23 protein-coding genes are annotated in these 26,279 nt (G+C 58.3%); 13 read left to right on the top strand and 10 right to left on the bottom strand.

The window, feature by feature from the left end:
* The first annotated feature begins 288 nt into the window (after window positions 1-288).
* From NNN71_RS06530 to bglB, 7 genes are all read left to right on the top strand, one after another.
* Window positions 289-627: a YebF family protein gene (locus tag NNN71_RS06530; RefSeq protein ID WP_167576977.1), complete on the top strand. Its 339-nt coding sequence runs from the start codon at window positions 289-291 to the stop codon at window positions 625-627.
* 95 nt (window positions 628-722) lie between these two features.
* Complete coding sequence (locus NNN71_RS06525) at window positions 723-1,190, top strand: MarR family transcriptional regulator (protein WP_163448860.1); 468 nt, start codon at window positions 723-725, stop codon at window positions 1,188-1,190.
* A 4-nt stretch (window positions 1,191-1,194) separates the two neighbouring features.
* Window positions 1,195-2,262, top strand: a complete 1,068-nt coding sequence (locus NNN71_RS06520; protein WP_064547065.1) for an HlyD family secretion protein — start codon at window positions 1,195-1,197, stop codon at window positions 2,260-2,262.
* Window positions 2,252-3,313, top strand: a complete 1,062-nt coding sequence (locus NNN71_RS06515) for a DUF2955 domain-containing protein (protein WP_167576976.1) — start codon at window positions 2,252-2,254, stop codon at window positions 3,311-3,313. The genes NNN71_RS06520 and NNN71_RS06515 overlap by 11 nt, the downstream gene beginning before the upstream one ends.
* A gap of 80 nt (window positions 3,314-3,393) precedes the next feature.
* Window positions 3,394-5,064 carry a hypothetical protein gene (locus tag NNN71_RS06510; RefSeq protein WP_271458132.1) on the top strand — a complete coding sequence of 557 codons (1,671 nt, stop codon included), beginning with the start codon at window positions 3,394-3,396 and terminating at the stop codon, window positions 5,062-5,064.
* 238 nt (window positions 5,065-5,302) lie between these two features.
* Complete coding sequence (locus tag NNN71_RS06505) at window positions 5,303-7,714, top strand: hypothetical protein (RefSeq protein WP_271458131.1); 2,412 nt, start codon at window positions 5,303-5,305, stop codon at window positions 7,712-7,714.
* Window positions 7,711-8,790, top strand: a complete 1,080-nt coding sequence (gene bglB, locus NNN71_RS06500) for a beta-galactosidase BglB (protein ID WP_271458130.1) — start codon at window positions 7,711-7,713, stop codon at window positions 8,788-8,790. The genes NNN71_RS06505 and bglB overlap by 4 nt, the downstream gene beginning before the upstream one ends.
* Window positions 8,791-8,888: 98 nt before the next feature.
* Here bglB and NNN71_RS06495 read toward each other — a convergent pair whose 3' ends face one another.
* The 4 genes from NNN71_RS06495 to NNN71_RS06480 form a co-directional block, all read right to left on the bottom strand.
* A complete protein-coding gene (locus NNN71_RS06495) occupies window positions 8,889-9,158 on the bottom strand; it encodes a DUF3343 domain-containing protein (RefSeq protein ID WP_271458129.1) in 270 nt (89 codons plus the stop codon).
* A complete protein-coding gene (gene yjiL, locus NNN71_RS06490) occupies window positions 9,155-9,916 on the bottom strand; it encodes a putative 2-hydroxyacyl-CoA dehydratase activator YjiL (RefSeq protein ID WP_271458128.1) in 762 nt (253 codons plus the stop codon). The genes NNN71_RS06495 and yjiL overlap by 4 nt, the downstream gene beginning before the upstream one ends.
* Window positions 9,917-9,924: 8 nt before the next feature.
* Window positions 9,925-11,076, bottom strand: a complete 1,152-nt coding sequence (locus NNN71_RS06485; RefSeq protein ID WP_271458127.1) for a double-cubane-cluster-containing anaerobic reductase — start codon at window positions 11,074-11,076, stop codon at window positions 9,925-9,927.
* Between the two features lie 89 nt (window positions 11,077-11,165).
* Window positions 11,166-11,408, bottom strand: coding sequence for a DUF2164 domain-containing protein (locus NNN71_RS06480; protein ID WP_064547081.1), 243 nt, complete (start codon window positions 11,406-11,408; stop codon window positions 11,166-11,168).
* Between the two features lie 112 nt (window positions 11,409-11,520).
* Between NNN71_RS06480 and NNN71_RS06475 the strand changes: the two genes are divergently transcribed.
* Window positions 11,521-12,465, top strand: coding sequence for a TauD/TfdA dioxygenase family protein (locus NNN71_RS06475; protein ID WP_223803399.1), 945 nt, complete (start codon window positions 11,521-11,523; stop codon window positions 12,463-12,465).
* 2 nt (window positions 12,466-12,467) lie between these two features.
* Here NNN71_RS06475 and NNN71_RS06470 read toward each other — a convergent pair whose 3' ends face one another.
* Complete coding sequence (locus tag NNN71_RS06470; RefSeq protein ID WP_163448851.1) at window positions 12,468-13,904, bottom strand: aminotransferase-like domain-containing protein; 1,437 nt, start codon at window positions 13,902-13,904, stop codon at window positions 12,468-12,470.
* Window positions 13,905-14,082: 178 nt separating this feature from the next.
* Here NNN71_RS06470 and NNN71_RS06465 point away from each other — a divergent pair, with 178 nt between their 5' ends.
* Window positions 14,083-14,247: a DUF1127 domain-containing protein gene (locus tag NNN71_RS06465; RefSeq protein ID WP_163448850.1), complete on the top strand. Its 165-nt coding sequence runs from the start codon at window positions 14,083-14,085 to the stop codon at window positions 14,245-14,247.
* Between the two features lie 40 nt (window positions 14,248-14,287).
* Here NNN71_RS06465 and NNN71_RS06460 read toward each other — a convergent pair whose 3' ends face one another.
* A complete protein-coding gene (locus NNN71_RS06460; protein ID WP_271458126.1) occupies window positions 14,288-14,929 on the bottom strand; it encodes a LysE family translocator in 642 nt (213 codons plus the stop codon).
* Between the two features lie 47 nt (window positions 14,930-14,976).
* Window positions 14,977-15,720 (bottom strand): AraC family transcriptional regulator, encoded by a 744-nt coding sequence (locus tag NNN71_RS06455; RefSeq protein ID WP_271458125.1) that lies wholly within the window; start codon window positions 15,718-15,720, stop codon window positions 14,977-14,979.
* A gap of 222 nt (window positions 15,721-15,942) precedes the next feature.
* On the opposite strand from NNN71_RS06455, the gene NNN71_RS06450 reads away from it, so the two are divergent.
* Entirely contained in the window at window positions 15,943-18,483 is a 2,541-nt protein-coding gene (locus NNN71_RS06450) for a penicillin G acylase (protein ID WP_271458124.1), read from the top strand.
* A gap of 137 nt (window positions 18,484-18,620) precedes the next feature.
* Entirely contained in the window at window positions 18,621-19,991 is a 1,371-nt protein-coding gene (locus NNN71_RS06445; protein ID WP_271458123.1) for an NAD-dependent succinate-semialdehyde dehydrogenase, read from the top strand.
* Between the two features lie 46 nt (window positions 19,992-20,037).
* On the opposite strand, the gene yjiA is transcribed toward NNN71_RS06445, so the two are convergent.
* From yjiA to btsT, 3 genes are all read right to left on the bottom strand, one after another.
* Window positions 20,038-20,991 carry a GTPase gene (yjiA, locus tag NNN71_RS06440; protein WP_271458122.1) on the bottom strand — a complete coding sequence of 318 codons (954 nt, stop codon included), beginning with the start codon at window positions 20,989-20,991 and terminating at the stop codon, window positions 20,038-20,040.
* Window positions 20,992-21,002: 11 nt separating this feature from the next.
* Window positions 21,003-21,206 carry a YbdD/YjiX family protein gene (locus NNN71_RS06435; protein ID WP_035893372.1) on the bottom strand — a complete coding sequence of 68 codons (204 nt, stop codon included), beginning with the start codon at window positions 21,204-21,206 and terminating at the stop codon, window positions 21,003-21,005.
* Between the two features lie 108 nt (window positions 21,207-21,314).
* Window positions 21,315-23,465, bottom strand: a complete 2,151-nt coding sequence (gene btsT, locus NNN71_RS06430; RefSeq protein WP_065357081.1) for a pyruvate/proton symporter BtsT — start codon at window positions 23,463-23,465, stop codon at window positions 21,315-21,317.
* Between the two features lie 510 nt (window positions 23,466-23,975).
* Here btsT and NNN71_RS06425 point away from each other — a divergent pair.
* Window positions 23,976-25,175: an ABC transporter substrate-binding protein gene (locus NNN71_RS06425; RefSeq protein ID WP_271458121.1), complete on the top strand. Its 1,200-nt coding sequence runs from the start codon at window positions 23,976-23,978 to the stop codon at window positions 25,173-25,175.
* 11 nt (window positions 25,176-25,186) lie between these two features.
* A complete protein-coding gene (locus NNN71_RS06420) occupies window positions 25,187-26,269 on the top strand; it encodes a glycoside hydrolase family 88/105 protein (RefSeq protein ID WP_271458120.1) in 1,083 nt (360 codons plus the stop codon).
* Window positions 26,270-26,279: the final 10 nt, after the last annotated feature.

Here is a 26,279-nt window from a genome sequence, read left to right as displayed (position 1 = left end):
GCGAAAATAGCGAATTGTGTAGCATTATTTATTAGATCTAAACTACTGCGCCGTTGCAGCAAATAAGCCGTTACTTCGTTGTTGTATAACAAAATAAACACCATGCATTAACAATGAAGTACTCGTAATGGAGGAGGTTTAATCCTTTTTATTGAGTTGTTTGTTCGATATTTACGAAACAATACCAATGCATTGCTTTACATGTTTTTATTTATTTTTAGAATAATCTCAGATGCCATAATTATTTAACTCAACATACCTACCTTCAGCATGAGAAAGACATTATTAGTGACCGCACTATTTTGTAGCCTGCTGACTGCGGGCATCGCCACCATATTTGTTGTTCATGAGATGTATCCTGATACCACCTCTGTGTGTCGTATTGATTTTTCCCGTAAAGCGCTGCTGCGCGTCAAAGATGATTATCTACGCGGCCGCTTCCCCCACTGGTATCGCGAAAAGCGCACGTTAGGCACCCTGACGCCAGAACTCACCTTCGGTGAAGTCTCGATTGAAGAAGATGAGTATCGCGTGCCGTTCGTGGCGAAAGGGCCATCGGCCAGGCTCGCACGTATTGGCTTTGTTGATTGCGAAACCATGGACGTTGAATACATCGCCGGTCAGTAGGGCCATTTTACAATCCATGCTGTTTAGGCAGTTCGTTCCTTGATAGTTATCATGGTAAGTATTATCGTAATCGTACGACACGATCGGAGATTGCCATGACTGAAGATGAACTGTTTGCCCGTCGCCCGATGGGGATGCGTATGGCCATGGTCGTGCGCCAATGGCGTTCTATCATCGATCATGCGATTACCGACACCGGCTTGACCCAGTCCAGCTGGACGGTGCTGATGCAGCTGCATCAGCTGGGTGATAACGTCTCAGTCAGCGAGCTGGCGGAAATGCAGGGGATCGAACTGCCGCCGCTCATGCGTACGCTCACCCTGCTTGAACAGCAGGGCTACCTGCTGCGTACGGTATCGCCGTACGATAAACGAATTCGCCTGCTGACGCTGACCGACGAAGGTCGGGCGGTGCTCCAGACGCTAAACCAGGTGATTGAAGCCTTACAGGCGCGCGTATCCACCGGCATTCCCGCCGCTGACATGGCGAAGTTTAGCGACACCCTGAATCAAATAGCCTGCAATCTGCGGAATATCCGCGAAGAAAATAATAAAACCGAATAACACCATGATGACGCCAGAACAGAAATTTGCCCGCTGGGTAAGGGTGAGTATTGCCTCTTTCCTGCTGATGTTTGCCTATTTTATCGTTGCCGATATCTGGATCCCGCTCACGCCGGACTCCACGGTGATGCGCGTGGTGACGCCGATTTCGTCCCGCGTTTCCGGCTACGTCTCGCAGGTATACGTGCACAACAACAGCACGGTGAAAAAGGGGGACCTGCTGTATGAGCTGGACCCAACGCCGTTCCAGAATAAGGTCGATGCTGCGACGCTGGCGCTGGCCCAGGCAAAGCTGAGCAATCAACAGCTGGACGCGCAGATTGCCGCCGCCGAGGCCAACCTCAAAACTGCCCAGCTTACCGCGCGTAACGATCGCGTGACCTACGATCGCTATCAAAGCCTGAGCCGGATGCAAAACGTCTCGCAGGCCGATCTCGATAAGGTGCGCACCACCTGGCAGACCAGCGAGCAGTCGGTGAGTGCATTGCGCGCCTCGATTCACAATCTGCAAATTCAGCGCGGCGAGCGCGATGACCGTCGCAACGTCACGCTCCAGCAGTATCAGACCACATTGCGAGAAGCGCAGCTCAATCTCGAGTGGACGAAAATTCGCGCTGAAGCTGACGGCACCGTCAGTAATTTGCAGCTGAGTCCCGGCCTGTACGCCTCGGCGGGCAGCCCGGTGATGGCAGTGGTTAATCAGCAGACCGACATCGTCGCCGATTTCCGCGAAAAAAGCCTGCGCCACACGCGTCAGGGAACCGACGCGGCGGTGGTATTTGATGCTATGCCGGGTAAAGTCTTCGCCGCGCGAGTGACCAGCAGCGACGCTGGGATCCTTGCCGGTCAGGAAGAGGTGAATGGCGAGCTATCGCAGCCGGAGCAGTCCACCCGTTGGGTACGCGACGCGCAGCGTATGCGCATTCACGTGGCGCTGGACGAACCGCTGGAGAAAACCTTGCCGACCGGCGCACGTGCTACCGTTCAGCTGTATAACAGCGAAGGCGCGTTTGCCCGCTTCTTCTCCGGTCTGCAAATCCACCTGATAAGCTGGTTGCACTATGTCTATTAACACCCTCGCGCAGGTCTTTACCCCTCACGGCAATATCGTCTACACGGCGAACGATTTCCGTCAGACCCTGCGCATCTCTTTTGCCGGTATGCTGGCGTTGAGTATTTCGAGCTTTTTCGATACCCAGTACGGCGTTTTCTACGTGGTTTACCCGCTGCTGCTCACCGCGCTGGTGCCGGTGTTTAATCGCCATGTGGCGAAACAGTTTATCTTTAGCGCCTCGCTAAACTGCCTGGAAATGGTGCTGATCATCGGCTATTTGAGCCAATGGCCGGTGATGATGACGGTAGTGGTATTCGCGCTGTACGTCATGCGTTTTCGCTTTATGAGCAAAGGGCCGCTGTTCCTGTTTGGCTCGATGGGCGTGGTGTGCCAGAGCGTGATGCTCAACTTTATGAGCTACCCGACGGCCAACTGGCATACGCTGCTGTTTTCAAATATCGAAGCCAGCGTTCTGGCGGTGGCGCTCAGCGCGCTGATGCACTACCTGATTCCGGACGCTGAGCCGCGCAAGCCGCCGCCGCTGATTGAAAAAGACGCTGCCCGCGTGCGCCATGAATCGCTGCTCTCCGGCAGCGTAGCGACGATTATCTTTATCGTCTTTCAGATTAGCGATCTTAGTGACTCGCTGTCGGCGCTGATGGCGGGGATCCTGATCCTGTTCCCCATGCACTACCGTGGCGCGGTGATCAGCTCCATCTGGCGCGTCGCTGGCGTGGTGCTGGCCTGCTTGTACATCCTGGTGGTGCAACTGATCCTCTACGATCACAGCAGTCACATGCTGTTGATGATGCCGTTAATTGGCCTGGGGCTGGCCTTTAGCGCGCGGCTGCATGTGATGGAAAAAGTGGGGGCGGGCGTTGGCTTTGCCAGCATCACCACCATCGGCATTATGTTCGGCCAGAATCTGCAGCCGGACGGCGACCTGGTGTTCAGCGATCTCTACCGCGCCACCTCGGTCACGATTTCGCTGCTGGCCACGCTGACGATGGTGTTTATTCTGCACCGCCTGCTCAACTGCTTTGCGCCAACGCGCTTTATTGTGAAGTAGCGCACTTCAGGACGCTGATTGTTCTCTACCATCTGTGTTTACAATAGCCGCTCGCCGCGGTGGCGTGATGGAGAGAGACAATGTGGAAGACGCGTGCGCTGGAACTGAATAACCAGGAGTTCTGGAACTGGGACAAAGCCTGCCAGCTGGTGCAGTGGGCGGCCCGCCATGAGTTTACGACCGTGGTGGTGGGGCAAACGGACCTGTTTGATAAGCTCGTTTCGCCGAAAGGCTACACCCCGCATCAGTACAACGATCGCCTCTCCAGCCAGCAGCGCGCGCGCTGCGTGTACCTCAACCGGCTGGCCGGTTACTGCCAGCAGCATGGGCTGAAATTTTATCTTCAGGCCAAAGAGCTCAGTTTTCCCGCAGACCTGCTGGCGGCGCACCCGCAGCTGATTGATAAAGACGGCAGCATCCGCTTCGACGTCGAATTCTGGTGTCAGTATCTGGCGGATAAACTCACCTTACTATGCCAGCAGATCCCGGCGATCAGCGGTCTGCTGGTGGCGCTTTCCAATACCGACGGCCTGCTGCCGATCTCCCGCCCCAACTGGGAGCTGACCGGCCAGGACGACCCGTCGCCGCATATCGATCCCCGCAGTCTCTCCCGCTATACCCAGTGCTTCAGCGCTATGGCTCGCGCAGTGATGCGTGAAAATAAGCACCTGGTGCTGCGCGCTTTTCCGGCGGGTAACCACGATATCAGCAACGTGATGGAGGCCATCCGCACGTTGCCGGAATGCGTTTCGGTGTCCATTAAGCTGACGCCGGAGCGCTTCTGGCCAACCTTCCCCAACAACCCGGCGCTGCTGGATGTCGAGGACCGCGACGTATGGGTGGAGCTGGATCTGGTGGGCGAAGAGGTGGGCTGGGGCGTGTTCCCCTTCCCGCGTATCGATGAGCTTCAGGGCCGCTTGCTGTGGTGCCGGGGCAACCCCACGATTACCGGCGCGGTGTGCAAAACCAGCTGGGAAGGGGTCGATAACCACTGGGTGATGGGCACGCTGAGCGAATGCAACCTGGTGGCCTGCAGCCAGATTCTGGCGCGGGAAAACGAGCATCTGACCCGCGCGGCGCTGCTGACCCACTGGCTGGATGAGTGCTACGGCTGGCGTCCCGATGAGGCGACCTTCGACGAGTTTCAGTCGCTGATGGGCCAGGCCGGGCAGGTGCTGTATCAGGCTATCTACGTGCGCGACCACGTCTTCCATCGCCACAGCCAGGTGCCTGCGAGCTATGGTCAGGCGGTGTGGAGTCTGTACGGTCAGCTTAACCGCAACCACTGGCTACCCGGCTCGGAGCGCGATATTTTCTTTAGCGCCAGCGACGTCGAGAGCTCCGCGCGTAACCTGTCGCTGATTGCGGAAGAGAAAGACAGCGCCTGGCAGGCGGCGGTAACCCTACGTGAACAGGCGCTGGCCTTTGCCGACCGCGCGGCGTTTCCCTTCTCGTTGCTCCTGCGCTGGCAGGAAGAGTGGCAGGGATTTGATCTCTACTGTCTGCTGTTCCGTCACGCGCAAAAAGCCTTTTTCACGCTGCACTTCGCGCGGCTGGTCGAGAACAGCTGGAGCATGCGCGAGATTTGCCAGGTGAATATTCAGGAGCTCTACCGCTGCGCGGCGGAAATGGACAGCTTCTGCGCCCGGCATACCGAGGCCTCTCCGGGGCTGCATGTGATGTTCGATCCCACCCGTGTGCGCATGCTGGCCGATAGTCTGAGTCATGAACTGACCCAGCTGAAGGGGTAAAATGTGATTTATCTCACGAATCATTAAGTGTATTTCGCCGGGGAACGTGAGTTTTCCCGGCATTCATCGTCACACAGACTCTGCTGGTGTGACTCTTATCACGTTTTATCCTTCCGGCGGCAAGAGATTGTGAATGACTAGGCAGTTCCGCGAAGGCGCGCGCTCCTGCGCGTAGCATGCTTCCCATCCTTTCCAGAAAATAGCGCTTAATTATTTAGCGGTTATTGAGGAAACAACGATGAGGCTGATTGCGGGCGAGGCGCTGACGCGCTTTACGGTGTCACTGCCGCACAATGAACGGTTTGCCGAATTCTTTACCGGTGAATCGGTAGATGAGCCGATGGACTATCAGTTCGCCAACGGCAAAGGCCCGGCGCAGGAATCATTCTGCCGACGCATCTTCCGTCGCGACACGGCCTTGCGCACGGTGTCGCCAGCGCGTGCCTTACCGGCGGCTGCTGTCACCTGGACCGGGGCCAGCAATACCGTCACCTTCTCCGGCGTACAAAACGTAGCCACCCACTGCCAGCGCTGGCTGCGCGTCACGCTGCATGCGCCGCAGGCAGGCGATTATCCCTTCGAGATTGCCACCTGCGGCGGCGTGCGTATCTGGCGTGATGACCAACAGGCCGTGTGCTTTACGCCGTTCACCCGCAACACGCTGCAAACGCAGGTTGTTGATATTGCGCTTCAGCAGGGGGAAAACGCGCTGCTGATTCATCTCGATGAGCTATTTGAGCGCGACACGATCTTTGCTTTGCGCATGATCTACCTGGGCGACACGCCGCTGGACGCGACGCTCCCGGGCGTGAATAACACTGACGTCGACACGCTTCAGGCCGTGCTGGACTCGCTGCCCGCCACGGTGACCGCGCAGCATCAGCAGTTGAATCTGCCCTGCCAGGCAGAGCGTGCGCTGCGTCTGCGTGGCGCTATCCATAGCCTGGGTAACGACGTCATTGCGACCAGTCCGCTGGATTTCGGCTCGGTCATGACTGGCCAAACGGGGCTAACGCTACCCCTCCCGGCAAGCGTTGAAATGGGGCACTACCGTCTTGAACTGACCGCCCGTTTGGGCGACGTCACCATGAGCCGCAACCTGAGTCTCACCGTACTGACCGACGACGTCCTGCCCGGCGGTGAAGGCGTGCTGGAGACCCGCAAGCGCGTGGCGCTAAGCTATATCGCCGAACACGGCGTGCCGCGCACCGGCCGCCTGCTGGCAATGCTGCACGTTGGCGACAGCGGCCCGCTGGCGCAGGAACTGCTGATTAGCACGCTCCAGCGCATCAGCGCTCGCCAGGACTGCTCGGATTTCTCCATGGTGCCGCTGCTGTGGATCTGGCATGACTTCCACGGCGAACACTTCCCGGCGGTGCTCTGGAAACGCGTGCGTTCCGCCATTGTCGGCTATCGCTACTGGTATGACGAACTGGGCAACGACGTGATGTGGTACTGGAGCGAGAATCACGCGCTCTGTTTCCACACCGCTCAGTACCTCGCCGGGCAGATGTTCCCTGATGATCTGTTTACCGCTTCGGGGCGTCGCGGTCGCGAACAGCAAGCGATCGCCACCCAGCGTCTGCATGCCTGGTTTGATGCGGTTGAGCAGCAGGGTTTTGTTGAGTGGAATTCGGCCCCGTATTACCCGGTAGACTACATCGGCCTGTTTGCGCTCTATCAGTTGGCCGATGATGCCACGCTGCGCCAGCGCGCGCGCCATCTGATTGACCGTCTGATGATGACCAGCGCGCTGCACTACCAGTCCGGCATTGCCGCGGGCACCATGGGGCGTGTCTATGAGAAAGAGCTGCTGGCAAGCCAGATGAGCGAGCTTTCTGCCTTTGGTCACGTCGCCTGGGGCGGCGGCCGCGTCAACCGTAAGTGCGCCTCGCTGCCGTTCTTTTGTCTGAGCGACTATGTGCCGCCCCTGGAATCTGCCCGCTATGCGCGTCTGAATCACGGCACGCTGAGCGCCCACTACCAGTGCGGCGGCGGCAATATTGTGGCGTGGAAGCAGCCGGCGGTGAGCCTCTCCAGCTGTGTCGATCATCATACCGGTGCGCGTGGGCATCAGCAGCATCTGGTTGATGTGCAGTTTGCTACGCGACCGGACGCTCGCCTGTGGATTAACCACCCCGGCGACGTTGCGCCGGGCAGCGAAGCGCGTCCTTCCTTCTGGGCCGGTAACAGCGTGCTGCCGCGACTGATGCAGGTAGAAAACCGGGCGCTGATGTTGTGGCAGTTCGACGAACATGACGTGCTGGGTTGGACGCATCTCCACCTGTGCAGCGAAGCCTATGACGAGGTTCGCCCGCTGACGCAAGGCTACGCGGTGCGCGCGGGGCAGGCTTTTGCCGCCGCGCTCTGTTCGCAACTGCTGACGGTTAACGGTGACGAAGTTCGCGCTGAAGGCCGCCGCGTTGCGTGGTGGCTGGAAGTGGGCGAGGGCGATTTTGAAGCCTTCTGCCAGCGTGTTCAGGGGCTACGCATTGTGCTGCAGGATAAGAGCGCGCGCGTCCACGACGACCGACAAACGCTGATGCAACTGAGCTGGCAGGGTGAATGCCAGCACAACGGCGCAACCGCCGCGTTCCCGACGCTGGTGGGCAATGAACTTCAGATTACGCTGTCAGGAGACGCGCAATGAACAATGCAACATTAAGCCGTCTGCTGGAGCAGGTGGTTCAGGGCTTCTGCCGCCTGAAAAACATGGGTGAAGTTGACACCAGCGGCGGCGAGGGGTTTGCCATCCACTTTGAAGAGTGGGAATGGGAAGTGGGCGTTGGTCTGTACGGTTTCTGGCAGTACGCCCGCCAGCAGAACGATGCCAACCTGCAACAGTCGATCCTCACCTGGTATGAAGATCAGCTGACGAAGGGGCTGCCGGAGATCCAGATCAACACCACCGCGCCGATGATCACGCTCGCACTGGTGGCCGGGCATACCGGACGTGACGATCTGCTGAAAGTGGTTAACGACTGGGCCGATTCCCTGCTGCGCACGCTGCCAAAAACCGAAGAGGGCGGGTTCCAGCACGTGGTGAAAGAGCAGCCGAACACCGGCCATCTGTGGGACGACACGCTGTTTATGACCTGCCTGTTCCTCGGTACGGCGGGCGTGGTGCTCAAGCGTAAAGATCTGATCGATGAAGCGTCTTATCAGTTCCTGCTGCACACCCGCTACCTGTGCGAACCGGCGAGCGGCCTGTGGTATCACGGCTGGACGTTTGTCGGCAAACACCACTTCTCCGAAGCCTTCTGGGCGCGCGGCAACGCGTGGATCACCGTGGCAATCCCGGAGTTTATCGCCCTGCTTGGCGACAGCCTCGACGCCAGCGTGAAGCGCTATCTCTCGGTGGTGGTGGCGCGGCAGGTCAATACGCTGTGCGAACTACAGGCTGAGAATGGGATGTGGCATACGTTGCTCGACGATCCGCTGTCGCCGCAGGAATCCTCCGCCACCGCCGGGATCGCCTACGGCATGCTGCGCGGCGTGCGCATGGGGATCCTCGACGAGAAAGTGGCGGAACATGCGATGCGAGCCTGGCACGCGCTGCACGACAGGATCGACGAAGGCGGGATCGTGCTGGAAGCCTCAAAAGGGACGATGGTTGGCCCGGATCTGCAATACTACTGCGATATCGCTATGGCCCCGGTGCCATATGCCCAGGCGCTGATGATGCTGCTGCTGCTGGAGTTGCAGCAGGAGAAGTGGAGCCATTAAGCTGCGGGGCGTGCCGGATGGCGCTGCGCTTATCCGGCCTACGGGCGATTCTGTAGGCCGGGTAAGGCGAAGCCGCCACCCGGCAAAACCGTGGGCGGTTATGCTTCGCCCGGGTTGTGTGATGGTGCAGGGAATGTGTGCAACAGTTGAAAACCCTCGTCGCAGCGGTAAATACTCTCCGTCGCGCCGGGGATCACCCAGCGCAGTTCGTCACCCTGCGGGCAATGCAGATAAATGCACAGCCCGCAGCCGCCGCGCAGCTGGCGCGGAATATCCGCCACCCGAAAGGTGATGCCCGCCGCCTGTAGCGCTTTGCGGGTTTGCACCACCCCGAGCGTGGAGTGAAACAAAAACAGATACTCCGTCATTTTTTCACCCGTTGCCCGATTATCGCCGCGCCGATCGCCCCGGCAAACTGCGCGTCCGGGTGCGTCTGCACCGGCATATTCACATGCGCCGACAGCATTCTGCTAAATGCCGCGCAGTGGCTGACACCGCCGGTAAACAGCAACGGCCCCTGCGCCGACAGCCTGCCGATAAAGTTGGCGCTGCGCCGCGCCATAGCGTTGACGACGCCCGCCAGAATCGCCTCTGGCGGCACGCCCGCCGAGCGCAGACTGATCACTTCGGACTCGGCAAACACCGTGCACATGCTGGTAATGGCGTGGGGTTCAACGCCTTCCGTCAGCGCATCCAGTTGCTCGACGCTGGCGCCCAGCGTGCGGGAAATCACTTCCAGAAAGCGCCCGGTGCCCGCCGCGCATTTGTCATTCATCAGGAAATCGGTGAGATTGCCCTCTTCATCCAACTGAATCACCTTGCTGTCCTGGCCGCCAATATCAATCACCGTGCGGGTTTCAGGTAGCAGCAGCCGCGCGCCGCGCCCGTGGCAGGAGATCTCCGTCACCTGCTTGTCGGCAAAATCTACCAGCTGGCGGCCATAGCCGGTGAGCGTCAGGAATGGCCGCGCTTCCAGCCCGGCGCGCAGCGTCTCCCACGCCTCAACGATCGCGTCAGCGGGGCGAAACGGCGTAGGGGTGAGGAAACGACGGCGGATAACGCCGTCTTCCAGCAGGATGCCTTTGGTGGCGGTTGACCCTGAATCAATGCCTATTGATAACGTCACGCGCGCTCCTACAGCATTTCAATAAAGGCCGCGACGCGGGTGCTAAGCTGGCCGATATCGGCGGTGGAGTAGTCGGTTTCAATGGCAATGTAGGGAAGGTTATGTCGCTGGCGCACGTGGCGCTTAATCGCCATTGATTCAACGGCATAGGTATGGCAGGCCTGCAAAATCACGTCGACCACACCATCGGCCTGATACTCGTCCACCATCTGGCTGAGCAACGTTAAGCGCTGGTCGTTCGGTGAGATGCACGAGCAGCCGATGGCGAGGTACTTGTCGGTGAGCGCGTCGTACACGTCGCCGTCCTCGTCAACGCAGCGCTCGGTGGCTTTAGCGCCGGTGCAGTTTTCAAAACCGACCACCCAGCCGCCGTTATCCTCAATGGCTTTCACCACTTTCTCCGCCGCACCGCCGATCGGGCAGCCGGTAATCAGAATGCGCGGGCGGGCGTCCAGCCGCTTGCCGTTTTCCCACTCCTGACGCACGCGCTCGGCCATGCCGTTCAGCTCGTCAATCAGCGTCTCTTTATCGAAGCGGAAGGTTGCGCCGTACACCACTTTCAAAATGTCGCTGCCGCTGAGCGCCGGAGGATTGAGCTGCCCGACGCGGTAGAAGTTAGCCAGCGCCCGGCGCTCGCGGTTTTTGAGGGCGATGGCCTCGCGCAGGGAGGCTTCGGTAATCGCCGTGCCGAAGCGTTTTTCAACCGCCTGCTGGAGGCGCAGAATCTCCGCTTTCCACAGCGCGCGGGAGGCGGCATCGGCGGCGCTGTTCGGCAACTGCATCACGTGTACCGGCTTAAACTCGGCCATGTACTCGTACATCTTCTTCTTGCCATCGCAGGTGGTTTCACCGACCACCAGATCGGAGAAATAAAAGTAGGGGCATTTATCGGTTTTGCCGAAGCCGTAGCTGCTTTTGATCAGCGGACAGAGGTTGCGTGGCAGGTCTTTCTCCGCCTCTTCAATGGTTTCATCAGAGGTGGAGCACAGCGAGACCACCACCGCGCCCGCCGCCATCGGAATTTCCTGCGGCATAAAGGTGCAGTAGGTGCCGACCAGCGGCGTGCCTTGCTCTTTGAGATCCATCACGGTAAGAAAGCCATTCTGGCGGGCTTCGGAGAACTGATCGAAAATGGCGGGTAGATCGGTGATAAGCGACATGATTTTCCTTCCCCGTAACACGGGAGACGATAAAATGAGCCGCTATTATAGCCATAGATAATTTATGGTTATATTGATCCGCGATCCGCTTAGAGAATTTTCTTCAGATCCATCTCTTCCTGAATGCGTTCGCTCCACGCGAAGTGGGTACGAATCGCTTCATCAATCCCGGCGTTATAAAAGGCTGGCCCCAGCTTCTCGATAATAAAATCGATAAAGAACTCGGCGTCGAACTGCTCCAGCTCGAGGTCGAACTGTTTTTCGCAGTAGTCGGTCAACTGGTCGCGCAGCTTCTCGCGTTCGGCAGGGGTAAGGGTGATTTCCGTGGTCATAGTGGCTCCTGTGTATTGCCGTCTGGCAGCTATCAATATCACAAACTCGACTTTGTCACCCGCCTGGATATTTCTATATTCGGGTTTCTGACGATTTTAAAGGGGCGCAATCATGACTGCTGTGAATACTGCTGATACCGATTTTCCTTTATTAAATTTACGCCGCGTGGCGGGCAATATCGGCGCGGAGATCCGCGATATCCGTCTTTCCGCCGAGCTGGATGCTGAGACTTTCGCCCAGCTCGACGCGGCGCTGGTCAAATACAAAGTGCTGTTCTTCCGCCAGCAAAGCCATCTTACCGATGCCGAACATCAGGCCTTCGGCGCGCGTTTTGGCAAAGTTGTCGCCCACCCGACGGTCCCTTCCCCGGAAGGCACCAAACTGTTTGAACTCGACGCCTCCAAAGGCGGCGGCCGCGCCGACTCGTGGCACACCGACGTCACCTTCGTTGACGCCTTCCCGAAAATCTCCATCCTGCGCGGCGTCACCATCCCGGAATACGGCGGCGACACCGTGTGGGCCAACACCGCCCGTGCCTACGAACAATTGCCGGAGACGCTCAAGCGCTTCGTCGACACCCTGCACGCGGTGCACAGCAACGACTATGACTACGGTGCCGAGCGCACCATCGTCGAAGCGCACCGCCTGGCGCATCACCAGAAGGTATTTGTCTCATCGCTGTGGGAAGCCGAGCACCCGGTGGTGCATGTCCACCCGGTCAGCGGCGAACGTGCGCTGTTACTCGGCCATTTCGTGAAGCGTCTGGTGGGCTTTAGCTCGCGGGAATCCGCGCAGCTGTTCGAATTGCTGCAAAACCGCATCACCCGCCTCGACAACACCGTGCGCTGGCAGTGGCAGCAGGACGACGTGGTGATTTGGGATAACCGCAGCACCCAGCACTACGCGGTCAACGACTACGGCACCCAGCCGCGCGTGGTGCGCCGGGTGACGGTGGAAGGGGAGATTGCGATTGGGGTGGATGGGAGCCGCAGCCGCACGGTTTCAAAACCGCAGGATGCGGCGAATGGGGAAAGTGCGGTGAGTGCGGCGTCGTAATACTAGCGTTGGGCGGTGGATTCATCCCACTCCATCGCCACCTTCACCGCCATCCCCAACTGCACCATCACCTCCCGATGCTTCTCAATCGGCGGCAGGGCGCAGTTGATCCTTAAGCAGTTCCGGTATTTCCCCGACGCCGAAAACAGCGATCCCGGCGCGACCTGGATCTTCATCCGGCACAGTTGCTGAGCGACGCACACCATATCGACCTGCTCCGGCAGCTCTACCCACAGCATAAAGCCGCCGGTCGGGCGGGTCACGCAGATCCCGCAGGGGAAAAACTCGCGCAGCCAGCAGGTGTAGATCTCCAGGTTGCGCTGGTAGATCTGGCGCATGCGGCGCACATGGCGGTGGTAGTGACCTTCGCGGATAAAGTTGGACGCCGCCAGCTGCGTGGAGGGGACGTTGGTGCCGCTGGCGGCATACTTCATCTGCAACAGCTTATCGTAATAGCGACCGGGGGCTATCCAGCCGATGCGCAGGCCAGGCGCGATGGTTTTGGTAAACGAGCTACACAGCATCACCCGGCCGTCGATATCCCACGAGTGGATGGTGCGCGGGCGCGGGTAGTCGGTGGCCAGTTCGCCGTAGATGTCATCCTCGAAAATCACAATATCGTAGCGCTGCGCCAGGTTTAGCACCGCGCGTTTGCGGGCGTCGGGCATGATAAAGCCCTGCGGGTTGTTGCAGTTGGGGACGAGGATCACTCCTTTGATCGGCCACTGATCGAGCGCCAACTCCAGCGCTTCGACGCTGATCCCGGTATTGGGATCGGTCGGGATCTCGATCGCCTTCAGGCCCAAACCGCGCAGTAGCTGCATGGTGCCGTAATAGGTGGGGGATTCCACGGCGATAATATCGCCCGGCTGGCATACCGACAGCAGCGCCAGCGACAGCGCGTTGTGGCAGCCGCTGGTGATAACCAGATCGTCGGCGTTGACGACCGAGCCGCCGTCAAGCATCAGGCGAGCGATCTGTTCGCGTAGCTCACGACGTCCGGCCAGCTCATCGTAGTTCAGCACTTCACTGATATTATGCTGCACCACGCGGCTCATCTCGCGCCATAGCGGTTTGAGGGTGGACTGGGTGACGTCCGGCGAGCCGCCGCCGAAGGGAATGATGGATTTATCGCTGCGAGCCTCCAGCATATTTAGTACCTGATCCCACTGGGTGATCTCCACCGGACGCTGCACCGGGCGCGACATATGAGGCACCGGCGGCTGTGCCTTCTGCGGCGCGACGAAGTAGCCGGAGCGCGGCTGCGGCGTAATGAGCTGGCGCTGCTCCAGCATCTGATAGGCCTGCTGCACGGTGCTGATACTCACGCCGTGTTCCTGGCTCAGGCTGCGTACGGAGGGAAGCTTTTCGCCGTGGCGATACAGCCCTTGTTCAATTCGCTCGGCCAGCAGGTTGGCCAGATGTTGGTAACGCGTCATTGCTGTATCCCCGTTTGTCGCCATACAGATGAAAAAACCAGTACAGTCAGGCGAAAAAAACCGCACGCAGGTATCGTTTTAGCGAATCTGTATGTTAAAGAAAAGTGTTTTTTGAATCTGTATTGCAACAGCAGAAATCCGCGAAGATAAAGCCTCTGGCAAGGTGAGGAGGCGAAGTATGGAATTTCATGAGAACAGGGCAAGACAGCCATTTATCGGCTTTGTACTGGTGTGGCGTTTTATCAAAACATGGTGGCGCGTGCAGCAAACGCGCCGCATATTGCAGCGAATGAGCGACGAACAGCTGAGAGATGTGGGCTTACGGCGAGATGAACTGCGTTAATATTTGGGCGGCGTCGCCGAACACGCCGCCCATTCTCGTTTTAGCCCAGGATAAATTGCCACAGGATCCAGCCGCCAAAGCCGATCAGGATACCGCCCGCGGTGCGCTCGATTTTCCAGATCAGATTTCCCAGACGCCGCTGAACCTGCGGCAGCGCGAGCAGTATCACCAGCAGTAAATCCCACAGCAGCACCACGCTGGTCATCCAGATACCGCAGGCCGCCTGTTGCGCCACGGTGACGTTCGGCCCAAGCAGCGCGGTCATCAGCGCCAGATAAAACAGCGCGTTTTTCGGGTTCAGTAGCGAAGAGCCGAGCCCTAAAAGCAGCTGTTTCGCGAGCGAGGGGCAGATTTGTGCGCAATGGCGCCATTCGAGCGGTGCGGCGCGGCTTTTCAGCAACGCGTAGCCTATCCACAGCAGATAGGCGGCGCCCAGTAGCTCAATGATGTCAAAGAGCAGCGGCGCCTGGCGCAGCAGCCCGGAGCCAATTACCACCAGCAGGATATACAACCCGTTGCCCGCCGCGATGCCCAGGCACAGCCCGACGCTGCCGCGCAGGCGATAACGGACGGCATAGCCCACCAGTAAAAAGAAATCCGGCCCGGGGCTGAGCAGCGCCATAAAATGCGCCAGCGCCAGCGCGGGAAACGCCGGGGGAAGTAACGTTGTGACCTGTTCCATAGCGACCTCAGTGAAAATACTGAAGGCAGCTTATGTCGGCTTACGCGCTAATTATTGTCGGATATTGATCGGCCAAGCGCGTACTGACGCGGCGTGGCGGCGGTGTAGCTGACGAAGGTTTTATGGAAATGACTCTGGTCGGCAAAGCCGCTTTGGTAGGCGACATCGGCGATATCGTCCCCGGCGCGCAGCCTCGCTTTGGCGTACTCCACGCGGGAATTATTGAGAAAGCTGCCGGGGGTCAGGCCCGTATCCTGCTTGAACGTCCGGATTAGGGTCTCTTTGCGCAGCGAAAAGCGCGTGGCGAACTCATCAAGAGAGGGCGGAGAGACGGGGTTAGCCAACAGCGCCTGCTGCAATTGCTGGCTGGTGGCGCGCAGCGTTTCTTCACTGTTCGCGCTCAGTGAAAGGGCGGATAACAGCGCGGTCAGCGCGTCGGTGGACATCTGCTCGACCACGTTGAGATACAGACGGAACAGCGCGCCGTGGCGAATCACCTGTCGGGCTAATGGCAGTGGCGTGTCGATGTAGAGCATATGGTAGCTGCGCGGTTTCCCCTGTATCGGGTTGCAGCTATGCGGAGCGTGGGCGGGGATAACGATAAGGTCACCGGGGGATAAAAGGTACTCCAGCCCGTCACAGACGCAGCGCGTGCCGCCTTCGAGAATCGCCCCTATCGAGAGCTGCGGGTGGCTGTGGCGCTTGTAGGCCTGCGTGCTCTGCCAGGTGCTGCGCCGCTCAAGCCCAGGCAGTCGGGTGAAGGTCTGATGAATATCGCGTGGTGTGGTCATTCGTTCGTCCCGGCGGTTTTTTATTTTTATACCACATCAGGAAAAAGCGGGCAGGGGTGTGTGAAAATTAAACGATTCGCTTTAGATCACATTAACAGATTTAATGTATCAAATAACTGCTATCAGACTCACAGTTCGCGCTGAAACTATTCGCCTCATATAGATAAGTGCTGCTTCGCAGCTAGTATCAACTCGCTAATCATACACCTGCAAGAGGATACAATGAAAAATACAAATCGTATGATCGTGAACTGTGTTGCTGCTTCGCTGATGTGTTCCTGGAGCCTTACCGCCCTGGCGGCAGGTACCCAGACCGAGGTCAAGATTGTTCGCGATGAATACGGCATGCCGCATATTTACGCTGATGATACCTATCGGCTGTTTTACGGCTATGGCTACGTGGTGGCGCAGGATCGCCTGTTCCAGATGGAGATGGCGCGACGCAGCACGCAGGGCACGGTCTCTGAAGTGCTTGGTAAGTCGTTTGTGCGTTTTGATAAGGACATTCGTCAGAACTATTGGCCGGACTCTATTCGCGCGCAGATAGCCGCGCTTTCTGCGGAAGATAAATCTATCCTGCAAGGCTATGCCGACGGTATGAACGCCTGGATTGATAAGGTGAACGCCAACCCCGGCAAGCTGCTGCCAAAACAGTTTGCCACCTTCGGTTTCGCCCCGCAGCACTGGCAGCCTTTTGATGTAGCGATGGTTTTTGTCGGCACCATGGCGAACCGCTTTTCTGACAGCACCAGCGAAATTGATAACCTGGCGCTGCTGACCGCTCTCAAAGACAAGTACGGCAAACAGCAGGGGATGGCGGTCTTTAACCAGCTGAAATGGTTGGTTAACCCGTCCGCGCCGACCACCATTTCCCCTGAGGAGAGCCACTACCCGCTCACCTTCGACCTTCAGAACACGCAAACGGCAGCGCTGCTGCCGCGCTATGATCGCCCGGCACCGATGCTCGACCGGCCAGCAAAAGGCGCCGATGGCGCACTGCTGGCGCTGACGGCGGCACAAAACCGGGAAATCATCGCCGCGCAGTTTGCGCAGAGCGGGGCCAACGGGCTGGCGGGCTACCCGACAACCAGCAACATGTGGGTGATTGGCAAAAGCAAAGCGCAGAATGCGAAGGCCATTATGGTCAACGGCCCGCAGTTTGGCTGGTACGCGCCTGCGTATACCTACGGCATTGGCCTGCACGGCGCGGGCTATGATGTCACCGGGAATACGCCGTTCGCTTATCCAGGGCTGGTGTTTGGTCACAACGGTACGATTTCATGGGGATCTACCGCCGGTTTCGGCGATGATGTCGACATTTTTGCCGAAAAATTATCGAAGGATAAACCAGGCTATTACCAACATAACGGCCAGTGGGTGAAGATGCTGAGCCGCGAAGAGACCATTAAGGTCAAAGACGGCCAGCCGGAGACCTTTACCGTCTGGCGCACTCTGCACGGCAACGTGATTCAAACCGACCCCGCAACCGAAACGGCCTACGCCAAAGCGCGCGCGTGGGACGGCAAAGAGGTGGCCTCGCTGCTGGCGTGGACTCATCAGATGAAGGCCAAAAACTGGCAGGCGTGGACGCAGCAGGCGGCAAAACAGGCGCTGACCATCAACTGGTACTACGCCGACGTTAACGGCAATATCGGCTACGTGCATACTGGCGCGTACCCTGACCGCCAGCCGGGCCACGACCCGCGCCTGCCGGTGCCCGGCACCGGCAAGTGGGACTGGAAAGGGCTACTCTCGTTCGATTTGAACCCGAAAGTGTATAACCCGCAGTCGGGCTATATCGCCAACTGGAACAACTCACCGCAAAAAGATTACCCGGCGTCCGATCTGTTTGCCTTCCTGTGGGGCGGCGCGGATCGCGTGACCGAGATTGACCGCATTCTTGATAAGCAGCCGCGCTTTACCGCCGATGAGGCCTGGGACGTGATCCGCAAAACCAGCCGTCAGGACCTGAACCTGCGGCTGTTCCTGCCCACGCTGAAAGACGCGACGGCTAGCCTTCCGGTGAGCGACCCGCGTCGTCAACTGGTGGATACGCTGGCGGTCTGGGATGGCAGCAACCTGCTGAATGAAGGCGGTAAAACCTATCAGCAGCCGGGTTCGGCGATTCTGAATGCGTGGCTGACTAGCATGCTGAAGCGAACGGTGGTCGCGGCGGTGCCGGAGCCGTTCGGCGACTGGTACAGCGCCAGCGGCTATGAGACGACGCAGGACGGGCCCACCGGCTCGCTGAACATCAGCGTGGGGGCGAAGATCCTTTATGAGGCGCTGCAGGGGGAGAAGTCGCCAGTTCCACAGGCGGTCGATCTGTTTGGCGGAAAACCGCAGCAAGAGGTGGTGCTGGCGGCGCTGGACGATGCCTGGCGGACGCTGTCAACACGCTACGGTAATGACCTGAACGGCTGGAAAACCCCGGCGATGGCGCTGACCTTCCGGGCCAACAACTTCTTCGGCGTGCCGCAGGCGGCAGCGGAAGAGGCGCGTCATCAGGCGGAATACCAGAACCGTGGCACGGAAAACGACATGATCGTGTTCTCACCGTCATCCAGCAAAAGCCCGGTGCTTGCCTGGGACGTGGTCGCGCCGGGTCAAAGCGGGTTTATTGCCCCGGACGGCAAGGCGGATAAACACTATGACGATCAGCTGAAAATGTACGAGACCTTCGGGCGAAAATCGCTGTGGTTAACGCCGCAGGAAGTCGACGCGCACAAGGAATCGCAGGAAGTATTGCAGGTGAAGCGGTAATCGATGAGCTGTCATTCCCCGTCTTGTCCGGCGGGGGATGTTAATTCGGAAACCTCCGTTTATACCCAACTTTACGCCCATATCCAGTCATCTTGACTACGCTTAATACCCTAAGCGGTAAAACAAGGAGACACAATATGGCTTACCAGACAGTTAATCCTGCCACTAACCAGCTTATTAAGGAATATCCCTCGCATAGCGATGCGGACGTTGAAGCGGCGCTGAAGGCCGCCGATGCGCTCTATCACTCCGACTGGGCGAAAGGTGATATAGACCAACGCTTGCCGGTGCTGCATAAGCTTGCCGATCTGATTGACGAGCGCGCGGAGGAGCTGGCTAAAATCGCCAGCCAGGAGATGGGCAAACTGATTGAACAGAGCCGTGGCGAAGTGAAACTCTGTGCGCAAATTGCCCGCTACTACGCTGATAACGCAAAGCAGTTTTTAGCGCCGGTGAAGTACAAATCTGAACTGGGCGAGGCGTGGGTAGAGCATCACCCGATTGGCGTGCTGATGGCCGTTGAGCCGTGGAATTTCCCGTATTACCAACTGATGCGCGTGCTGGCGCCGAATCTTGCGGCGGGTAACCCGGTACTGGCCAAGCACGCCAGCATTGTGCCGCACTGCGCAGAGACCTTTGCGCACCTGGTCCGTGAAGCGGGCGCGCCGGAAGGGGCGTGGACTAACCTCTATATCTCACAGGATCAGGTGGCGAAGATTATCGCCGACGATCGCGTACAGGGGGCGGCGCTCACCGGCTCGGAAAAAGCGGGGAGTGTGGTGGCTGCACAGGCGGCGAAGCACATTAAAAAATCGACCCTGGAGCTGGGCGGTAACGATGTGTTTGTGGTGCTGGACGATGCCGACCTGCAAAAGGCGGTGAAAATTGGCGTTAATGCGCGCTTGAACAATGCCGGGCAGGTCTGTACCGCGGCGAAGCGCTTTATTTTGCATGAGAAAATCGCCGATGCCTTCCTGGAAAAATTCACCGACGCCTTTAAGCAGGTGAAGATTGGCGATCCGCTGGATGAAAGCACCACGCTGGGGCCGTTGTCCTCGAAGGATGCGCTGGACACGCTGACTAAACAGGTGAACGCGGCGGTGAAAAACGGTGCGAAGCTGCACTTAGGCGGTAAGCCGGTGCAGCGCGACGGCAGCTTCTTCGAACCGACCATTCTGACCCATATCACCCGTGATAACCCGGCGTACTTTGAAGAGTTCTTTGGCCCGGTGGCGCAGATTTATGTCGTGAAGAGTGACGACGAGGCGGTGGCGCTGGCCAACGACTCCCACTACGGTCTGGGCGGCGCGGTGTTCAGCCAGGATATTGAGCGGGCGAAGAAAATGGCCTCGCGCATCGAGACCGGTATGGTCTACATCAACTGGCTGACCGATACCGCGGCCGAGCTGCCGTTTGGCGGCGTGAAGCGTTCCGGCTACGGGCGCGAGCTGTCGGATCTGGGGATTAAAGAGTTTGTGAACCAGAAGCTGGTGGTGGTGCGGAAATAGCGGCGCGTTGATGCCCTCCTGGCTGGGAGGGCATCAGGTTTTGCGGCTATTGGCGTAAACCGGCAAACGCCGCGCGAATCTCTTCTTCCGGCAGTTGGATGCCAATAAACACCAGCGTGCTGTGCGGCGTTTCATCCCCCCACGGGCGGTCCCAGTCGGCGCTGTACAGGCGCTGTACGCCCTGGAACAGCAGGCGGTTCGGCTCGCCGTCAATCCACAGCATTCCCTTGTAGCGCAGCAGCTTGTCGGCGAAGTCCAGCAGCAGGTTCTCCATCACGCGGGAGACGTCGCTGATATCCACCGGGTAATCCAGCTCCACCACAATCGACGACACGTCGTTTTGCTTGTCGGCCATAAAGTGGAAGCGTGGTGTTGAGGTGATGTTCTCTTCCAGCATAAAGCCGTTGGTGTTGAACAGCAGGCCGAGGTCGATATCGCCGTGGGTGACGGTGTAAATCGGCGCGCGGGCGTTGATGCGCGCCAGGCGTTCGCGCAGCTTTTCGCTTTCGCCGGCGACGTCGGTTTTGGTGAGTAGAATGCGATCGGCGTAGCCTACCTGCGACTGGGCGATGGTGAACTGGTTCATCTGATCGTTAGCATGTACCGCGTCAACCAGCGCAATCACGCCGTCCAGCAGGTAGCGTTCGCACAGCACGTCGTGGGAGAAAAAGGTCTGAATGATCGGGCCGGGGTCGGCCATGCCGGTGCATTCAATCACCAGGCGGTCAAAGTGGATGTTGCCGTTGTCGAGGTTATCAAGCAGGTCGAGCAGCGCGTCTTCCAGCTCGTTAGAGCGGGTGCAGCAAATGCAGCCGTTGGTCAGGGTTTTGATCTGCGTGGCGCGGTCGCCAATCAGCTGGTCGTCGACCGAGACCTCGCCGAATTCGTTTTCAATCACGGCAATTTTGAAGCCGTGCTGCTCGTTGAGAATGTGGCGCAGCAGGGTGGTTTTGCCCGCGCCGAGGAAACCGGTAAGTAGGGTGACTGCAATCGGTGCCATGTTGTCTCCTTTTAGCAGCAGCGCATGCCGCCTTTTCCGTCGCCGCCGTAGCGTGCCTGCTGGCGCTCGCGGAAGAACTCTTCGTAGGTCATGTACGGCTTATCCGGATGGTTGGTCTGCATATGCTCGACGTAGTTGTCGTAATCCGGAATGCCAATCAGCATTTTCGCCGCCTGACCGAGGTATTTTTTTGCTTGTCCTAAGTTACCAAACATAGACCATCCTGATAAGACAAAGCCCGACGAGGTTATCTCTATCGGGCTGGGGAACACGTTTTCCCTCACCCCGGCCCTCTCCCGGCGGGAGAGGGAGGGTTCGGTGGATTAGTGGTGCGAAGAAGTCTTCACGCCGCCTTCCGGTACCGGCACGTACGGTGTCTCTTTGTCGGTACGTTTATCGCTATTGCGCACCTGCATCCAGGTTTTGAAACCGTAGAAGATGATGCTGTACACCACCACCAGGAACAGAATGCTCAGGCCCGCGTTGGTGTAGTTGTTGATAACGATATGGTTCATGTTGGCAATCTGCTGTGCGGTCAGCTCGCCACCGGCGGCAATCTTCTCTTTGTACTGATTAGCCATGTAGAAGAAGCCTTCCATCTGCGGGTTGGAGCTGAACAGCTTCAGGCCCAGCGCCCAGGTGGTGCAGATCAGCAGCCATACTGCCGGGATGGTAGTCACCCAGATGTATTTGGTGCGCTTCATCTTAATCAGGATAACAGTGCCCAGGACCAGCGCCACGGCGGCCAGCATCTGGTTAGAGATGCCGAACAGCGGCCACAGGCTCTTCACGCCGCCCAGCGGGTCAACCACGCCTTGATACAGCAGGTAGCCCCACAGACCGACACAGCCCGCGGTAGCGACCACGCCAGCCACCAGAGAGTCGGTTTTCTTCAGGAACGGCACGAAGTTACCGAGCAAATCCTGCAGCATAAAGCGGCCCGCACGGGTACCGGCGTCCAGCGCGGTGAGGATAAACAGCGCTTCGAACAGAATACCGAAGTGGTACCAGAAGCCCATGTCAGCCATCGGCAGGACTTTGTGGAACACGTGAGCAATACCGACGGCAAGCGTAGGTGCGCCGCCCGCACGGTTCAGAACCGACGGTTCGCCGATGTCTTTCGCGGTTTGCAGGATCTGCTCTGGCGAAATCACGAAGCCCCAGGAGCTGACGGTTGCCGCCGCATGCGCGGTCACATCTTTCAACTGCGCAGCAATCAGCGCCGCGTTCTCACCGCCCATCTCGTGCAGGTTCGGCATCGTGATGCCAAGGCCCGCTGGCGGGGTGTTCATCGCAAAGTACAGGCCAGGCTCGATAATGGAGGCCGCAACCAGCGCCATAATCGCCACGAAGGACTCCATCAACATCGCGCCGTAACCGATAAAGCGCGCGTCGGTTTCATTCGCCAGCAGCTTCGGCGTGGTACCGGAGGAGATCAGCGCGTGGAAGCCTGAAACGGCGCCACAGGCGATGGTGATAAACAGGAACGGGAACAGCGCGCCTTTCCACAGCGGGCCGGTACCGTCGATGTACTGAGTTACCGCCGGCATTTTCAGGTCCGGGTTGAGGATCACGATGCCCAGCGCCAGGCCGACGATAACGCCGATTTTCAGGAAAGTGGCGAGGTAGTCGCGCGGTGCCAGAATCAGCCATACCGGCAGCAGAGCGGAGATAAAGGCGTAGCCAATCAGCGCGAAGGTGATGGTGGTGTCTTTAAAGGTCAGCGCCGGGCCCCAGTACGGGTCGTGGGCAATCACGCCGCCGAAGTAGATGGAAGCCACCAGCAGCACGATACCAATTACCGACACTTCACCGACGCGGCCCGGGCGGATAAAGCGCATGTAGATACCCATAAACAGCGCAATCGGCACGGTCGAGCAGACGGTGAACACGCCCCACGGGCTTTCCGCCAGCGCTTTCACCACGATCAGCGCCAGCACGGCGAGGATGATGATCATAATCAGGAAGCAGCCGAACAGGGCAATCGAACCCGGCACGCGGCCCATCTCTTCTTTGACCATTTCACCCAGCGAGGAACCGTTACGGCGCGTGGAGATAAACAGCACCATAAAGTCCTGCACCGCGCCCGCGAGCACCACGCCCGCCAGCAGCCACAGCGTACCCGGCAGGTAGCCCATCTGCGCGGCCAGTACCGGCCCCACCAGCGGACCTGCGCCGGCAATCGCGGCGAAGTGGTGGCCGAACAGCACGTAGCGGTTGGTCGGCACGTAGTTCAGGCCATCGTTGTTAATGACCGCCGGCGTCGCGCGCGTCGGGTCGAGCTTCATCACCTTCTGGGCGATGTACAGGCTGTAGTAGCGATAGGCCACCAGATAAACGGAAACCGACGCCACGACGATCCACAGGGCACTGACGTGCTCACCGCGGCGCAGAGCGACGACCGAGAGGCAAAACGCACCGATGATTCCGAGAATCACCCAGGGTATGTGCTTGAATAGCTTTTTCGTATCCATAGTAAAACCTGGTTTTTAAGATTAATAATCAGCCGAAGCTGCCGTTGTTTTTTGGGTTTGGGGGTTGAGGAGGTCTTGATTCTGCTGATGAGTTTGCCAGACCTACGCGCGCGTAAAGTTGGGTAAATGGGTGAGCGGTTAAAAGCGGAGGCTAAGCGGTCACTTTTCGCGGTAAGCGGTTGGGCAACCTTTGTCCTACGCGGAAATATGTGATTGAGATCGCAAGTTTTTTTCCCGTCGCCGTTTCCCTACGCGCAACTACGTATGATTAAAAACCAATAAAAAACACTATTGTCACTAATTGATCACAACTCAGGGGGATGACCGTCTCCACGCCGCCGCTTTTTCCCGACTATTGGCTCAACCCGGCCGGTGAGCCATTCAGCCCGCTGGCCTGTACCCCTAAAAAGGATTAACACAATGAATAATAAGCGGCTAAAAGCACTTTGTTGGGTTCTGGGCGCGGGAATCTTGTGGCCAGCGGTAGGGCACTCCGCCACGGAATTACGCATGTCGTGGTGGGGCGGCAACCAGCGCCATCAGGCGACCACCGAGGCGATTAAAGCCTTCGAAGCACAGAACCCTGACGTCAAAATCAATACCGAACCGAGCGGCTGGGATGGTTACTTATCGCGTTTGAGTACCCAACTGGCAGGGAACACCGAACCGGACGTGATGCAGATTAACTGGAACTGGCTGGTGATGTTCTCAAAAAACGGCGACGGGTTTTACGATATTAACCGCCAGTCGTCGATTATCGACCTTAGCCAGTTCTCCAGTCAGGGCAAACAGCTGGTGACGATGAACGGCAAGCTGAACGGCGTGCCGGTGGCCATGACCGGTCGCTCGATGTACTACAACCCCGAACTGTGGAAAAAAGCGGGCGTTGCCTATCCGCAAACCTGGGAGCAGATGATTGCCGCGGGGCCGGTGTTTAAAACCAAGCTGGGAGACGACTACTACCCGTTTATCCTCGCCAATCACGACACCACCATCATGACGTTTCTGAACTCCTATATGGTACAGAAATACAATATCCCGATGATTGACCCGCAGAAGAAAGACTTCACCTACACCCGTGAGCAGTGGCTGGACTATTTCGGCATGTATAAGAAGCTGGTGGACAATCATGTTATTCCGTCGATGAAGTACCTTTCGTCCTTTGGTAAAGCCAACGCCTGGGAAATTAAACCGTGGCTGGACGGCAAAATTGGCGGCGTGCACACCTGGAGCACCGACGGCACCTTTGCCGGTAGCCTGCGCGCGCCTGCGCATCTGGAAGTGGGGCCTTATCCAATGCTGCCCGGCGCGACCGATGCCGGCATCTTCTTTAAACCGGCGATGATGTTCTCCATCGGTAAAAACAGCAAACACCCGGAGCTGGCGGCGAAGCTGATTAACTTCCTGCTTAATGACCCACAGGGCATTAAAGCGATGGGCCTCCAGCGCGGCGTACCGCTGAGCGCCGAGGCGGTCAAGGTCTTGCAGCAGGAAGGCGTGTTGGATGACAGCCAGATTCAGGTGCAGGGGCTGGCACAGGTGGATCAACTGATGGGCAAAATCGAACCGTCACCGTGGTTTGAAAACCCGCAACTGCTGTCCTACTTCCTTGATGCCGTTCAACGCTATGACTACGGGCAGCTCACCCTCGAACAACTGGCCGATGAATTCCCTCAGCGCGCGCAGCGTGTGCTGAAAAAGATCATGTAATTGAGGTGGTTATGTCGCAATTATTAAAAGAGTCCATTTTAAGCAAGCTGGATACCCTGTTTAATGAAGTGATTGTGGTGCGCACCGATGACGCCGAGCTGAAAAAACAGAAAGTTATCGCTTCTGACCTGTCGATTGAAAACTGGGACTGGTCGCAGGGGGTGGGGATTTACGGTATCTGGCGTCTCTATCAGATTACCCGCGAGCCGCGCTACCTTGACTATCTGAAGGGCTGGTTCTCACGGCGCATGGCCGAAGGGCTGCCGGAGAAAAATATCAACCGGATGGCGCCGATGCTGACCGCCACCTGTATGGCGTCGGAACTCGGCGAAATGGGCTGGCTGGCGGATATCGCCGAGTACGCCGACTGGATCGACACGCGCCTGCTGCGCACGCAGGAAAACGGCTATACCCACTGTACCAGCGACCATCTCAACGAAGAGCAGCTGTGGGTCGACACGCTGTTTATGAGCGGCCTGTTCCACGCCAGAGCGTCGCAGCTGCTCAATAAACCGCACTACATGGACGATGTGGCGTATCAGTTCTTACTGCACATCAAATACCTCGTCGACCGTCGCAGCGGGCTGTGGATGCACGGCTGGAGCTTTATCGAGCGCAATAACTACGGCGCGGCGCTGTGGGGGCGCGGTAACGGCTGGGCGGCGGTCGGCAGCGTCGATTTTCTGGAGATGGCGAACGCGGATACCGCCAACACGCGGTTTATCCGCGAGGCGTTTCTCCGCCAGATGCAGGCGGCGGTGCACTACCAGCATAACAACGGGATGTGGTCGACGTTAATCGATCACCCTGAAAGCTATCAGGAGGCGTCGGGGACCGCGGGGCTGACCTATGCGTTGCTGAAAGGCGCGCGGCTGGGTCTTTTGGATAACCGCTGCCGCGACGCGGGTTGGGCGGGCATCCAGGCGCTGATTGCACGGATTAACGATCAAGGGGAAGTGGCTGACGTGTCGGCGGGCACATCGGTGGGGCGCGATCTCCAGCACTATCTGGATATTCGCGTTCGTCAGCGCGCCTACGGGCAGTCGCTGGCCATGCTGGCGCTAGGGGAAGCGCTTGCCCATTTAAACGGATAACTTAAGGACA

Source organism: Kluyvera sp. Awk 3 (assembly GCF_028069715.1).
Classification (GTDB): domain Bacteria; phylum Pseudomonadota; class Gammaproteobacteria; order Enterobacterales; family Enterobacteriaceae; genus Kluyvera; species Kluyvera georgiana_A.
The sequence above is the reverse complement of the archived record's forward strand: the minus strand, read 5'-3'. Positions and strand labels throughout refer to the sequence as shown.

Bases quoted from the DNA above. Each gene is read 5' to 3' on its own strand.
- NNN71_RS06525 (WP_163448860.1), top strand. From the start codon at position 723: ATGACTGAAGATGAACTGTTTGCCCGTCGCCCGATGGGGATGCGTATG.
- NNN71_RS06520 (WP_064547065.1), top strand. From the start codon at position 1,195: ATGATGACGCCAGAACAGAAATTTGCCCGCTGGGTAAGGGTGAGTATT.
- NNN71_RS06515 (WP_167576976.1), top strand. From the start codon at position 2,252: ATGTCTATTAACACCCTCGCGCAGGTCTTTACCCCTCACGGCAATATC.
- NNN71_RS06510 (WP_271458132.1), top strand. From the start codon at position 3,394: ATGTGGAAGACGCGTGCGCTGGAACTGAATAACCAGGAGTTCTGGAAC.
- NNN71_RS06505 (WP_271458131.1), top strand. From the start codon at position 5,303: ATGAGGCTGATTGCGGGCGAGGCGCTGACGCGCTTTACGGTGTCACTG.
- bglB (WP_271458130.1), top strand. From the start codon at position 7,711: ATGAACAATGCAACATTAAGCCGTCTGCTGGAGCAGGTGGTTCAGGGC.
- NNN71_RS06495 (WP_271458129.1), bottom strand. From the start codon at position 9,158: ATGACGGAGTATCTGTTTTTGTTTCACTCCACGCTCGGGGTGGTGCAA.
- NNN71_RS06485 (WP_271458127.1), bottom strand. From the start codon at position 11,076: ATGTCGCTTATCACCGATCTACCCGCCATTTTCGATCAGTTCTCCGAA.
- NNN71_RS06480 (WP_064547081.1), bottom strand. From the start codon at position 11,408: ATGACCACGGAAATCACCCTTACCCCTGCCGAACGCGAGAAGCTGCGC.
- NNN71_RS06475 (WP_223803399.1), top strand. From the start codon at position 11,521: ATGACTGCTGTGAATACTGCTGATACCGATTTTCCTTTATTAAATTTA.
- NNN71_RS06470 (WP_163448851.1), bottom strand. From the start codon at position 13,904: ATGACGCGTTACCAACATCTGGCCAACCTGCTGGCCGAGCGAATTGAA.
- NNN71_RS06465 (WP_163448850.1), top strand. From the start codon at position 14,083: ATGGAATTTCATGAGAACAGGGCAAGACAGCCATTTATCGGCTTTGTA.
- NNN71_RS06460 (WP_271458126.1), bottom strand. From the start codon at position 14,929: ATGGAACAGGTCACAACGTTACTTCCCCCGGCGTTTCCCGCGCTGGCG.
- NNN71_RS06455 (WP_271458125.1), bottom strand. From the start codon at position 15,720: ATGACCACACCACGCGATATTCATCAGACCTTCACCCGACTGCCTGGG.
- NNN71_RS06450 (WP_271458124.1), top strand. From the start codon at position 15,943: ATGAAAAATACAAATCGTATGATCGTGAACTGTGTTGCTGCTTCGCTG.
- NNN71_RS06445 (WP_271458123.1), top strand. From the start codon at position 18,621: ATGGCTTACCAGACAGTTAATCCTGCCACTAACCAGCTTATTAAGGAA.
- yjiA (WP_271458122.1), bottom strand. From the start codon at position 20,991: ATGGCACCGATTGCAGTCACCCTACTTACCGGTTTCCTCGGCGCGGGC.
- NNN71_RS06435 (WP_035893372.1), bottom strand. From the start codon at position 21,206: ATGTTTGGTAACTTAGGACAAGCAAAAAAATACCTCGGTCAGGCGGCG.
- btsT (WP_065357081.1), bottom strand. From the start codon at position 23,465: ATGGATACGAAAAAGCTATTCAAGCACATACCCTGGGTGATTCTCGGA.
- NNN71_RS06425 (WP_271458121.1), top strand. From the start codon at position 23,976: ATGTCGTGGTGGGGCGGCAACCAGCGCCATCAGGCGACCACCGAGGCG.
- NNN71_RS06420 (WP_271458120.1), top strand. From the start codon at position 25,187: ATGTCGCAATTATTAAAAGAGTCCATTTTAAGCAAGCTGGATACCCTG.